This window comes from Glycomyces sambucus (assembly GCF_900102815.1).
Lineage (GTDB): Bacteria > Actinomycetota > Actinomycetes > Mycobacteriales > Micromonosporaceae > Glycomyces > Glycomyces sambucus.
The window spans coordinates 54,213-67,274 of record NZ_FNGF01000009.1 but is presented as its reverse complement, the minus strand read 5'-3'; the positions used below and the strand labels follow the sequence as shown (position 1 = coordinate 67,274).

Below are 13,062 nucleotides of genomic sequence, written 5' to 3'. Positions count from 1 at the left end.
GGCCACCCGGCCCCGAATCCGAACGAGGCATTGCGATGCCACCGCGCACCGGATATGCTGACACAGGTTATATCGATTCAATTCAATGTCTGCGAATCGTCCCTGAACTCGTTCTTCCTCGGAAGACCCTCCTCCCCAGAAGCCGGGGCCGGAACGCTCGCGTTCCGGCCCCGGCACTTCGCGTCGCACCGATGAATCGGCACCGCCCGCGTCGTCTCGACATCCACAGCCACATCGAGACGAGGAGCGAACGCGCATGACCGGGACCGAAGCCGACTTCAAGACCGTGACCGACCTGGTGATCGGCCTGATCGCGGGGGTGGACGACGGGCAGCTCGCCGCGCCCACCCCCTGCGAGCACTACACCGTGGGCCACCTGCTCGACCACATGCTCGGCCTCGCCCTGGCCTTCACCGCCGCTGCCCGCGGCGAGCACGGCCCGCACAACGACGCCCCGCCCGCGGCCCCCTCCCCCACGCCCCCGCACGACTGGCGCCCGCTCCTCGAAGCCCGCTTCCAGGTCCTCGCCGACGCCTGGACCGCCCCCGAAGCCTGGGAGGGCGACGCCACCGCCGGCGGCGTGACCTTCCCCGCCGCGATCATGGGCCTCGTCGCCCTCAACGAGGTCGCCGTCCACGGCTGGGACCTCGCCACGGCCACCGGCCAGCCCTACGAACTCGACCCCGCCACCGTCGACCTCCTCACCGCCTTCGTCGGCCAGGACGCCGACGACCAGTCCGCCCGCGAAGGCATCTACGCCCCGCCCGTCGAGCCCTCCTCCGACGCCACCGCACAAGACCGCCTCATCGCCCTCACCGGCCGCGACCCTCGCTGGAGCGCTTGAGCGAAGGCACACTCCGGGGCGGGATGAGTGGCGGTTCGAACTTAGACTCACATTCATCCCGCTCTGCGTCGAAGGAGCCTTGCCGTGTCGGACGAACGAGCGCGCTTCCTGATCGATCAGGCCATGCGAACCGGTGCCACGAGGCTCGACCTGTCCAGGCTCGAACTCACCGGAATTCCCGAGCGGCTTCGAGAACTCCCGGGCCTCGTCGAACTCGATCTCAGTTTCAATCGGATCGCCGAACTCCCGGCGTTCATCGGCGTGTTCCGCGATCTGCGAAGCCTCAATCTCCAGAGCAACGAGCTCACGGATCTCCCCCGCGAACTCGGCGAGTTGCGAAGCCTCGTCAGACTGCAGCTCCACAGCAACCACCTCACCGCTCTCCCCGAACCGATCGGTCGCCTCACCAGGCTGGAACGGCTCGTTCTCGGCGGCAACCGCATCAAGGAGCTCCCCGAGTTCCTCTTCGGTCTCACCGCGCTCAGCTTCCTCGACGTCTTCGGGAACGAACTCGCCGAACTCCCTGCCGGGATCGCACGGCTGAAGTGCCTGACCGACCTCGACCTCGGGAGCAACCGACTGGCAGCCCTTCCCGACCCCATCGGCGAATGCACCGGGCTGACGAGGTTGAGCGCCAGCGGCAACCTCCTCCGGGAGATCCCCCGGACGCTCGGCGCGCTGCAGCGGCTGACACATCTCGACCTCAGCCACAATCTGATCCAGCGGCTCCGGGCGACCCTGTTCGACCTCGAGCACCTCACCCGCCTCGACCTCTATGACAACCTCCTCAAGGAGATTCCCGCCGACGTCCGTCGGTTCCACCGCCTGGCCCACCTCGACCTCAGCGACAACCACCTGGTTCGACTCCCCGACAGCCTGGGCCAGTTGAAGAACCTCGTCGCGCTCAACCTCCACGGCAACCGCCTCACCGACATTCCGCCGAGCCTGTCCCATGCCACCGCGCTGCTGGCGCTCAACCTCGAGGGCAACGACCTGCCGCCCGAGATACAGGCCGCGAGCGCGCAGGGCATCGAGTCGGTCATGGCCTACCTCCGTGAGCGGGAGATCGACACCGTCGCCGTCCGCGAGGCGAAACTCGTCGTCCTCGGCGAGGGCGAGGTCGGCAAGTCCTCGCTCCTCGCGGCCATGCGCGGAGAGCCCTTCGTCGAGAAGCGCCCGCTCACACACGGGCTCGAAGTCAAGCCGCTCCGCCTCACCGACAGTGCCGGAAGGTCCCTGACGCTCAATGCCTGGGACTTCGGGGGCCAGTCGACCAACCGCCCCTTCCACCACCTGTTCTTCACCTCGCCGGCGATCTACGTCATCGCGTGGAACCCGCGCCGCGGGGCCGCGCAGGGGGCCGTCGAGTACTGGGTGAACCTGGTCCGCCAGCGCGTGGGCGGCGACGCGCGCCTCCTCATCGTCGCCACGCACGCCGACGCGCACGATCACCTCGGCGACCTCGACACGGCGCGCCTGGAACGCGATTCCGGTGTCAGCATCGAAGGGTTCCACCGCATCGACAGCCGAACCGGCCGCGGTGTCGCGGGCCTGCGCTCGGCTCTCACCGACACCGCTTCCCGCCTCCCCCATGTGGAGCGGCGCCTGCCGACGCGCTGGCGGACGCTCCTGGACCGGCTCAACGCGGAAGGCAGGACCCACCTTGAGATCGCCGACTACCTCAGCCGCGCCTCCGCCCACGGGCTCGACGACGCGTCGGCGCGGTCACTCGCGTTGGTGGCCACGCAACTCGGGCACTGGTGCCACTTCCCCGATGTCGCAGGGCTCGAAGACCTCGTGGTCCTCAAGGGGGACTGGCTCAGCCGCGCGGTCAGCCTGGCCTTGAACGACCCTCAGACCCGGGACCGGAACGGCCTGGTCTCCCACGACCGGCTCACGCATCTGTGGAACGACCCGGGGCGGCCCGAGGACGAGCGCTATCCGGCGCATCTCCACCCCGCGTTGATCCGGCTCATGCACAGGTTCCACATCGCGTACTCCGTCAACGACTCCCGGAGCGGCCCGTCCAGCCTCATCACCCGGCTCGTGCCCACGGCGGAACCCGATCTGCGGGACTGGGAGCGATACGGCACGGCGCTTCCGGAGCAGTCGTACGTCATCGAGTTCCGCGACGCGAACGACCGCCCGGTGATACCCGAGGGACTCATGTTCCGATTGATCTCCTGGTTCCATCGGTTCGCCCTCCGCCGCGGGGACTCCGGCCCCGGCGTCCACTGGGCCGCGGGGATGGTCCTCGACAACGGCAACCACGGCAGGGCGCTGATGCGGATCGAGGACGAGCGGCTGAAGGTGACCGTCAAAGCGGCCTATCCCACGTACCTGTGCAAACTGATCGCAGACGACGTCTGCAACTACCTGAGCGCCTGGAAGGGCCTCTCGCGAACGACGCTGATCCCGTGCGGCTCCGTCTGCTCCGCTCCGGATCCCGCGGCGACGGGATCGATGTGGTTCGAGCTCGAACGGCTCCAGTCGTTCAAGGCCGAGGGCCATGCCGGCGCCGCCTGCAGCCGATGCAACCGGATGGTGTCCCTCGACGCGCTGATCGGCGAACTGGGAGCGATCACCGCCTCCCGACCGCAGTCCGACGGTGAGATCGAGGCGGGCATCCAGACCCAGCTCGACCGCATCCAGGCACTGCTCGAATCCTTCGAGTCCGACGTCGACTCGTTCCGGCATGGGGTCCAGGAGCAGGGTTCGGCGACGCGGTCGCACGTCAGCGCTGCGATGAACCGCGTGGTCACGGAGGTGACGACCCGGCTCGAAGAGCAGTTCGAGCAGGGGTTCAGGCTGCTCGCCGACGAGGGCATGGAAGGTCCCCGGCTGTTCACGGTGGAGCGGATCGGGTCGGGTCCGCGGGTCAGAGGTCTGGTGCAGCACCGCATCCGGGTGGTCCTCTACTGCGAGCATTCGAAGCGGCCGGTGCACCGGCTCTGCGACGACCCGGGCAAAGGCGTCTACACGCTCGACATCGACAGGGACTGGCTGGTCCGAGCCCGACCGTGGATCAACCTCACGGCGAGACTGCTTCGGCTGGGAGCCGACTTCGTACCCGTCGGTGCGAAGGAAGGACTTGAGGCGACGGTTTGGCAGGGCATCGAGAACGAGGCCGCGCTGGCCGCGCTCGGCGCCAAGGAGCTCGCCTCGAGCGCCACCGAACTGGCCGACGGCACCGGTACCGATCCGGCCTTCGAAGCGACCGGATTCGACCATCGGACTCGCCGCCAGATCCACCTCCTGCACACGATGCTGAAGCAGCAGGACCCCGATTTCGCGGGATTGGTCCGGGTCCTCGACCGCGACCGGGTCCGCTGGGTCCACGAGGAGTTCGCGGGCCTGTATGTGAAGTGAGGCGGCCGGTCCGGATCTAGACCCGCGATCTCGGGGCCATGCGCGCCAGGACCGCGTCGACCGAGTCGGCGCCGATGACCGGGATGCCGTACTGGCGGGCCTTGGACGCCTTGCCCGACATGGAGTCCGGGTCGGCGGCGACCACGAGGGACGTCTTCTTCGTGACCGTCGCCGCCACCTCCAGGCCCGCGGACTCGAGGCGGGCGGCCCAGAAGGACTTCGACTCCGCGAAGGCGCCGGTGAGGACCGCGATGTCGCCGCGCTTCAGGCGGAAGCCGCCCCCGGCCGGGACGGGCGCGGCGTCGCCGGAGAGCGCTTCGGCGACCGCCTCCGGAGGCAGCGAGAGCAGGTCGGCGACCCGTGCGAGGTCGTCGCGTTCGGCGCCGGAGAGCACGCCGTCGGCCAGCGCGGCGCCCGCCAATGACCGCAGGTAGCCGCGGTGGAGTGCGAGCGCCGCAGCGCGGTCGATGCCGAGGCCGGCCGCGAGCGCCACGAGTTCGTCGGCCTCGGTGGCGGAGATGTGCCGGTCGACCAGGGCCCGGTCGAGGAGGGCGAGGTACAGGTCGGCCTGGGGCGGGTCGGGGACGCGCGGGAGGTGGGCGACCAGCCGCGCCAGGAACTCGCCGCCGTCCGCGGCGCCCGCGCCGCGGCGCACCGGCGGCGTCGCCCACGCCGGGATCGCGGGCCACACCGCCAGGGCCGGGGGCAGGCCGCGGTCGTGCCACAGCGGCACCGGCCCCATGCTGTTGAGGTACAGGGCGAGCAGTTCGGCGGTGGCGAGCACATCGGACATGGCCTCGTGCGGCCGGTCGTTGGCGATGCCGCCGGCCAGGCAGCAGTCGGCGAGGGAGCGCCCGGCCTCGGGCAGGAAGTGGTCGGCCCACTGCATCGTGCAGACGCCGAAGTGCCCGAGGTCGGGGATCTCGCATCCCATGCGGCGGTACTCGTGTGCGAGGAGGCGGCTGTCGAACGCGAGGTTGTGGGCGACCGGTACGCGGCCGCGGAGCAGTTCAACCACGTCTCCGGCGATCCGGTCGAACGTGGGCGCCTTGCGCACGTCGGCCGCGCGGACCCCGTGCAGCTCTTGGGGTCCGAGGTCGCGCCGGGGGTTGACGAGCGTCTCCCAGGAGGCGGTCACGCGGCCGTCCTCGTCGAGCTGGGCGATCGCGATCTCGACGATCCGGTCCCGGTTGAACAGGCCGGTCGTCTCCACGTCGATGACCGCGTACATCGCGCCTCCCGGTGGGTCACGGAGCAGGGACCCAATGTAGCGGTCGCCGCGGTGCCGCGGCTCCCCCGTTCAGGCGAACCTCCACCCTAAGCAACCCGAACCGTCGCCGCAACATGGACTATTCGACCCCCGCGGCCTCCTTCAGGAACCGCTCGGTGAACCCCTTGGTCCGCACCAGGTCGCTGAGCCGCTGCGTCGACGGGTCCGCCTCGGCCATCGCCTCCAGGCGCCCGACCATCAGGCTGACCAGCCGCTCCACCTCGTCGCGGTTCCAGATTTGGGCCAGCAGCCCCTCGCAGAACCGCTCGGCCTTCGCGCGCCCCGCCGGGAGCGCCGCGCCGCCCGAGAACCGAGCCACCACCGCGGCCATGAGCATGAACCGCGCCGGGCGCCACCGGCCCTCGACCCGGTTGTTGCGGAACAGCCACTCCACCTGGTACCAGATCGAAGCGGCGGTGTAGTACGCGACGGCGTGGCCCTCGGGGTGGAAGATCCGCACCGCCGGGTCCCGCCGCAGCTTCGCGGGGCGCGTCGCCTCGTGCGCCTGCCCGCGGAACACCGACGCGTACGCCTGGACGAGCTGGTTCTGCTTCACCACCCGCGTCATCGTCACCGAGCGCGCGTCGTACTGGCCGCTGCGGCGCTCGTAGTACAGGTCGCGGGGAGCGTGCCCGGTCTGGAAGAACTCCTCGATCTCGCGATGGATCTGCCGGTTGGACCGCAGGTCCTCGGCCGGGATCTGCGTCTGGCGGTTCGTGGCCACGGTGATGGCGTCCGACATCACCTCGTCCTCGGTCTCGATCACCGTCAGCTTCAGGTGGACGTCGGCGAGCTGCTCCCGGTGCGCGAACAGCACGTGCCCGGTCTGGCAGCCGTTCACGATCTGGAAGTCGCTCATGTGGCACTCGGAACCGGAGATGTCGAAGCTCCGGGCCAGGACCGTGATCCCGTTGTTGAGCACCACGAAGCGCTTGCGCCTGGCGGGGTCGGCGAGCGTCTCCGCGATCCCGCTGTTGACCTCGTTCGACTCGCCCTGGAAGTCCCTGATGTTGTCCTCGAACAGGAACTTGCGGATGCTGCCGCCCTCGTCCACCAGCAGCCGCTCGACGAACACCGACGCCGGGATCGTCCCCATCCACGCCTCCTTCACCCCCGCGATCGCGGGGATGGCGACCTTGCTCGGCCACTCGAACGCGACGTTGATCTTCCGCTGCGACCGCTGGTAGAGCTGGCTCAGCCGCCGCCACCCGACCGCCTCGAACCGGATCGAGTGGAACCGCCCGAGCTCGTCCAGCGCGTCCTCGGCCGACCGGCACTTCCGCTCCAGGTCGGCGTTGGCCTCCTCGCCGCAGTGGACGTAGCGGGCCTCCAGCCGCGGGCTGTTCTCGGTGAGCTTCTGGTGGTGGTCGTAGACCAGGCCGAGCGCCTCGTGCAGCTCGCGGATCTCCGGCGACGCCGTGTACGCGATCGGCGCGCGGCCGCAGATCTGGCGCAGGTTGTCGGCCAGGTCGGCCACGACCTTGCCCTCGTAGTTCGCGCTCTGCTTGGCCTGCACCACGATCACGACCACGTTCATCTCGCGGCTCGACTCGACCGCGCCCTTGACGCCGTCGAGGTCGGAGTAGAGGTCGCCGTTGACCACGATCCCCCACGCGTCCACACCCAGGTCGTTGCCGCCGCCGGTGCGGTGCTGCCCGGCGTTGAACTCGTCCTCGTGGAACTGGTGCAGCACGCAGTGCGCGGCAAACGCCTCGAACAGCTTCGCGTCGTCCAGCTCGGGCAGCTCCGCCTTCTCCCGGAACGCCGCGATCCGCTCGCGGATGATCTCGTTCACTCGCCCGGCTCCTCACCGGTCGACCCCACGGCGGCCAGGATCTCCTCCACCGTGGGCGCGGTCGGCGGGTGGTACGTCAGGCACATCGGCACGTCGACCCGCTCGGTCGGCCTGCCGTCGGCGGCCAGGTAGAACTGGCCGGCGGACAGCCGCGCCAGGTCCACCGAGGTCCCGCCCCTGCTCTGCGCCACCTCGTTCGCCGCCGCGATCTGCGACGGCGCGTTGATGCGCCCGTACCAGTGCGTCGCGCAGTTGCCCACGATCCGGTTGTGGACGCCCTTCGGCGCCTGGGTCGCGAACAGCATCCCCAGCCCGTACTTCCGAGCCTGCGACGCCAGCGCGAGCGTCGAGTCCAGGCACAGCGACGGGCCGCTCGACGGCGCCAGCGTCTGCGCCTCGTCGAGCACCAGCAGCCCCGACAGCGGCCGGTCGACCGCCGGATGCCTTTTGGCCCAGGAGAACAGCGCCAGTTCGAGCTGGTTCACGAAGCCCTGCCGCTGCTCCTCGGTAGGCAGGCCGATGAAGTTGACGACCGACACGCGGGCCTTCCTGCCGGAGGAGGGCGTCAGCAGCACGCTCGGGTCGAGCGGACTCCCCGCACCGGCGAACACGCGGTCGTTGATGACGGCCGCGCGGAGCGTGGAGGCGATCTTCGCGGCGATGTCGGCGGCCTTCCCGATGGAGCTGACCTCGTCGGGGAGGTCCTCCAGGTACAGCAGGAAGCCCTCGAAGTCGGAGCTGCCGTCGCGGGCGTAGGCGGCCAGCGCCTGCTTCAGGACGGCCTTCGAATGGTCGTCCTTCGGGGTGGCCTTCCCGATGCGCGCCCGCGGGACCAGTGAATTGACGGCGGTGTCGACGGCGATCTCGAACTCGTCGGGATCGCTCGCGACGGCGGAGAAGTCGGGCAGCGGCTGGAAGCTCAACGGCCTGCCGCGGCTGCGGCCGGGGGTCCAGACGACGACCTCGACCGCGTCGGCGTACGCGTCGGCCCAGGCGCCGTCCCCGTCGAGCCAGTGCTCCGGCGGGGTCGGCCATGCCTGGCCCAGCCGGGACAGGTCGTTGTTCGGGTCGAGCACGATAGCCGAGACGCCTTGCAGCGCAGCGGCCTCGATGATCCGCCGCAGCAGCACGGTCTTGCCCGATCCCGAACCTGCGAAGACCACGGTGTGCTTGGCCATCGCCGCGAGGTCGGCGTGGACGGACCGCTCGTCCTCGCGCCGGCCGATCGCCGGGGCGTGCGGCTCGGGGTGGTGGGACATCACCTCCGCCATGCTCACCTGGCCTTTGGCCGACTCCCCGATCGAGCCGACATGGCTGACGGCCCCGTCGCCGACGGCCCCGACATTGACGTTCCCGCCGCGAGCGGTCGCCTTCGCGACGGCGTGCGGCAGTGGGATGTCGAGGAACCTGGGGTCGCTCGCCGAGCTGAAGGCGCTGTCGTGCTTCCCCTGCACGACCGGACCGGTCTGGGACGGCGTCACCGGCCCACGGGGTCCGGCCGTCGTCTCGGGCGGCGGACCGAAGACCGCCTGCATCAGGTTGGTCCGGGAGGCGGGGCGTCGACTGCGCAGCCAGGGCTCGTAGCCCGGCACTCGCTCGGTCTCCATCCGGTGCAGGGCTCCGAAGGTCTTGAAGTCCTCTTCGGAGGTCAGGATCTCCATGCCGGCGCCGCCGAACCGTTCGACCCACTCCCATACCTGGGTCCCAGGGGTCCAGTTCCGCCACCGGTCGCGTCGGGCCGTCACCCAGAGCACACCGTGGTCCTCCTCGATCGGGTTGTCCTCGCCGAGTTTCGCCCAGTTGTAGAGTTGGCGCACCCGGTGCAGCACCGCCGCACCCTGGTCGGTGCCGATCGCTCGGAACACCCACCGCCGTGCCCTGGCACCGCTCTTGTCCCGGACTTCGACGTGGTAGCCCTGCTTGGGTCCCACCGACTGCTGTACGACGAACTGCTCCGCATCGCGACCGGACTCGACCCGATACGCGTTCAGCCCCGCACCGAGGTAGGGGCGCAGCACCCGGTACTCCGCCTCGACTCCGGCGCCGCTTTCGACCGTCTCCGCCGCCCGATACCTCGCGAACCGCTCATCGATCTCGCCGAACTCCTCGGTCGCCGCCGCAACCGGTGGCGGGAGCAGGGGCACGTCGATGATGTCGAGCCGCTCGATCTCGGTCACGACTCCTGCGGCGACACACGTCCGAAGGTGCAGGCTGGCCGCCCGGAGCAGGTGGCGCGGGCTGAAGCTCACCGCTTGTTCGAGTCGCTCCACGGGGAACGGGTAGCTCGGATACGGCGGTTCGTACCCGGAGTCCCGGTAAACCGGCTTGAGCACTTCGGCGAGGAGTGCGGCCGCGACCTCCCCGCTCGGGAGCGAGTCGTCGAGATGGATGGGCGCCTCGAACCGCTGCACGATCGTCGCGGTCGTGTGCCTTCCGAACTCCCGCCAGGTGTTCGAGAGGCACGCGAGGAACACCGTCGTCCTTCGAGTCTCGTCCCGCACGTCGATGAGGTTGATCCCGAGCATGTCGAGGAGCTGGCCCGCGCTCTCCCGGTGCTTCTCGACCGCACCGCTCATCGAGGCTCTCACGATGTCGTCGACCTGGTCGACGGCGACCACCGTCGCACCGCAGATCGACATCAGCTGGGAGAGGTCGCGCACGACCTCTCTGGGCGGCTTCGGAGTGGACCGGGTCATCCCGATCTCCGGATCGAAATCCACCTCGCCGCCGTTCAGGTAGTCCTCTCCCGCGTTCGCGGTGATCTCATCGCGGGAGTGGAGCATGATCAACGCGCGCAGTGTCTTACGGGTGCCCGCGAGCGTCGGGTCGAGCCCGCGCACCGACTCGATGAACCTCGAGATCGACTCGTTCTCGGGCTGGCGGTCTCCGAGGATCTGGCGGCGGACCTTGTCCGGAACCTCGGCACGGTCGGCCAAGGTCTCGAGCAGGTGGGCGAGACCGGTCTCGGCTCGCCGGTGGGGCATGTTCAGGGCGTACAGGTAGCTGCCAGCCAGATTCGACCAGAACTGGTCCAGATGGAGCAGGTTGAACCGCACGAAGAAGCCGCCGCGCCGCTGGACCATGATGCGCGCCTGGCCGAGAAGGTGGCTCTTGCCGCGACCGCCCTCGCCGATGATCGGCAGTCCGTACACGCTGGCTCTCGCACTGCGTTCGGCGAGTTCGATCTGCGTCGCGATCGCCCGCATCGCAGGTTCGTTGATCCCCTGCACATGCGGGCGGGAGTCCTCGTCCCAGATGTCGTCCGGAGTGACCGCGAAGTCGCTCGGAGCCATCCGCAAAGCGTCGATGGCGCTGCTCATCGCTCCCCGATCCTTATCAGGTGCCGGTGCTCGCCTCCGAGCCAGATCGCGGCGTCACGGTCCTCGTCGGTCAGCATCCCCCGGTTGGACTCGGGGATCAGCTCGATCTCCCGTGCCGCATGGAGTTCGACGAGCGACTTGTCGACCTCCGACCGGTCCTCGCCGCCGAGCCGCTTTCGCAGGGCGAGCAGCGGCACCCAGTCCGGCCGCTCGCCGCACAGTTCGCGGTAGGCGCTGAGCACGCGGTCGCCCAGGGTCTCCGGTTCGACCTCCTCCACCGGCTGGCCCGCGTAGACGTCGGCGAGTTCGATGCCGGTCCTGCCCATGTGGGTGGCGACGTCCCGCAGCACCGCCCAGATGATGCGCGCGGTGCGCTTGCTCAGCCCGGTCTGCGCGGGTTCGGTGAGGGCGGGGCGCGCGGCCCGCCATCCGGCGTCGGTCAACTCGTACCTGAAGGGCCGCACGGTCTTGTCCACGGTGACCAGGCCCTTCTCGACCAACGGCTCGCGCATGTTGGACTCGACCTTGTCGTAGCCGAAGGCCGTCTTGAAGGCATGGGTGTCCCCGGCCCCGTGCAGGTGCACGAGGGAGAGCAGGAGATTGAGTTCGGGGACGGTGAATGCAATGTCGGACATGGAAGGGGTTTCCGTTTCATGCGCAAGGGGAGGCGATGGGAATACAGGCACGATACCGTTCCGACCAGTCCTTGTCAGCCCTGGAGTCGGCTGAAGAAGCCTTTCAGAATCGGCACGGAAGTTGATCTTGATCGACCGGGCAATTACGGAACGACAATAATCGAACGCATGTATGACCGGCAAGTGTCGCGAACCGCGTACAATCCGATATTCGGCAGATACCAGGTCAGGCGTTCATCGTCGCAACATCATCAGCACACTATAGAGGTTGCGGAACGGGGCGCGGTCCGATCGGACCGCGCCCCGTTCTCATCGACTCGCCTCATCGACTCGCTTTGAATCGCGCATCCCGGTAATGGGCGATGGCGCTATCCGCCGTCTTCGCCCTATGTCTGAATGCATGCTCTCTGATGGATTCGGCCAGCTCGCGGAGGGTGGTGTTCCGGCGCGCGAGTGATTGGGCGAGCCAGAGGCGCCATTCGTCGGTGGCTTCGATCCGGCCGACGGTGCGGGCGCTCCAGATGGGCATCGGTCGGCGGCCTTGGACGTGCGGGTTTGAGTAGTGGCGTTCGGGCCGGGGCAGGAACTCGCGGATGGCGGCGTCGGTCCAGCCGCGGGTCTTCAGGATGGGCTTGGTGACCCAGACCGTGGACGGCGGTCGGCCGGTGGACCTGGGCGGCGCGGGCTCGGACCGACGGATCTCGTTGCTGTAGAAACGGTCTCGTTCGTCCGGTGTGGCGGCCTGGGCGTAGCGTTCGGCGAGGGTGGGCGGCTTGGGTCGGGTCAGGCGGCGCTGGATCTCGGATTCGTCCAGCACAACTCGGGTTCGGTGCTGCGGCTTGCACATGGTGTCCCCCGTTCAGGTGTCGTCCTGCGGGAGAGGTTAGTTACCGGGCGGTAATTTCTGGTGGCGACACGCCGTTCAGGCGACGCGGCCGTCGTGCGTGTAGAGGTTCATGGTGTCACCGCGGACGAAGCCGGCGAGGGTGAGGCCGGACTCGTCGGCGAGGTCGGCGGCGAGGGAGGACGGGGCCGAGACCGAGGCGAGGACGGGGATGCCGGCCATGACGGCCTTCTGGACGAGTTCGAAGGAGGCCCGGCCGGAGACGGCGAGAACAGTGCCGCGCAAGGGGAGGCGGCCCTGCTGGAGGGCCCATCCGACGACCTTGTCGACGGCGTTGTGGCGGCCGACGTCCTCCTTGGCGGTGAGGAGGTCGCCGTCGGCGGTGAAGAGGGCGGCGGCGTGGAGGCCGCCGGTCTTGTCGAAGATCTTCTGGGACTTGCGGAGCCGGGCCGGGAGGTCGGCGAGGACGTTCGGGTCGACCACGGTCGCGTCCTCGGTGAGGTCCCAGATCGCCTTGGTGCGCACGTCTTCGAGGCTGTCCTTGCCGCAGACGCCGCAGGCGGAGGTGACGGTGAAGTTGCGCTTGGCGGCCTTGGTGGGCGGCGCGACACCGCCCGCGAGGGCGATGTCGAGGAGGTTGTAGGTCTGCTCGCCGTCGGCGTCGACGCCGGCGCAGTAGCGCATGCTCACGATGTCGGCGGGCTTGGTGATCACGCCCTCGGACAGGAGGAATCCGGCGGCCAGGTCGAAGTCGTCGCCGGGGGTGCGCATGGTGACCTGGAGGGATTCGCCGCCGACGCGCAGTTCCAGGGGTTCCTCGACCACAAGGGTGTCGATCCGCGAGGTGCGCTCGCCGGCGGCGAGGCGGGTGGTCTTGCGGCGGACGGTGACGCGGCCCATGGTCGGTTCCTTAAATGCCCTTCAGGCGGTTTTAGGTTGGCTTCAGGTTGCGGTTGGTTCACTTGCCTGCATAGCGCGGCGGGTG

At 69.2% G+C, this 13,062-nt stretch carries 8 protein-coding genes; 2 read left to right on the top strand and 6 right to left on the bottom strand.

Annotated elements, in window-relative coordinates:
- Window positions 1–256 precede the first annotated feature (256 nt).
- Window positions 257–844, top strand: coding sequence for a TIGR03086 family metal-binding protein (locus BLS99_RS23405; RefSeq protein ID WP_091054156.1), 588 nt, complete (start codon window positions 257–259; stop codon window positions 842–844).
- Between the two features lie 84 nt (window positions 845–928).
- Window positions 929–4,213 carry a leucine-rich repeat domain-containing protein gene (locus BLS99_RS23400; protein ID WP_091054155.1) on the top strand — a complete coding sequence of 1,095 codons (3,285 nt, stop codon included), beginning with the start codon at window positions 929–931 and terminating at the stop codon, window positions 4,211–4,213.
- Between the two features lie 16 nt (window positions 4,214–4,229).
- Here BLS99_RS23400 and BLS99_RS23395 read toward each other — a convergent pair whose 3' ends face one another.
- The 6 genes from BLS99_RS23395 to fdhD form a co-directional block, all read right to left on the bottom strand.
- Window positions 4,230–5,444: an exonuclease domain-containing protein gene (locus BLS99_RS23395; RefSeq protein WP_091054154.1), complete on the bottom strand. Its 1,215-nt coding sequence runs from the start codon at window positions 5,442–5,444 to the stop codon at window positions 4,230–4,232.
- 118 nt (window positions 5,445–5,562) lie between these two features.
- Window positions 5,563–7,278: an AIPR family protein gene (locus BLS99_RS23390; RefSeq protein ID WP_091054153.1), complete on the bottom strand. Its 1,716-nt coding sequence runs from the start codon at window positions 7,276–7,278 to the stop codon at window positions 5,563–5,565.
- Window positions 7,275–10,598: a helicase HerA domain-containing protein gene (locus BLS99_RS23385; RefSeq protein ID WP_091054152.1), complete on the bottom strand. Its 3,324-nt coding sequence runs from the start codon at window positions 10,596–10,598 to the stop codon at window positions 7,275–7,277. The genes BLS99_RS23390 and BLS99_RS23385 overlap by 4 nt, the downstream gene beginning before the upstream one ends.
- Entirely contained in the window at window positions 10,595–11,233 is a 639-nt protein-coding gene (locus tag BLS99_RS23380; RefSeq protein WP_091054151.1) for a hypothetical protein, read from the bottom strand. The genes BLS99_RS23385 and BLS99_RS23380 overlap by 4 nt, the downstream gene beginning before the upstream one ends.
- 322 nt (window positions 11,234–11,555) lie before the next feature.
- The gene (locus BLS99_RS25875; RefSeq protein ID WP_143034928.1) at window positions 11,556–12,080 is read right to left on the bottom strand and encodes a hypothetical protein; all 525 of its coding nucleotides are present in this window, start codon (window positions 12,078–12,080) and stop codon (window positions 11,556–11,558) included.
- A gap of 75 nt (window positions 12,081–12,155) precedes the next feature.
- Window positions 12,156–12,977 (bottom strand): formate dehydrogenase accessory sulfurtransferase FdhD, encoded by an 822-nt coding sequence (fdhD, locus tag BLS99_RS23375; RefSeq protein WP_091054150.1) that lies wholly within the window; start codon window positions 12,975–12,977, stop codon window positions 12,156–12,158.
- Window positions 12,978–13,062 lie beyond the last annotated feature (85 nt).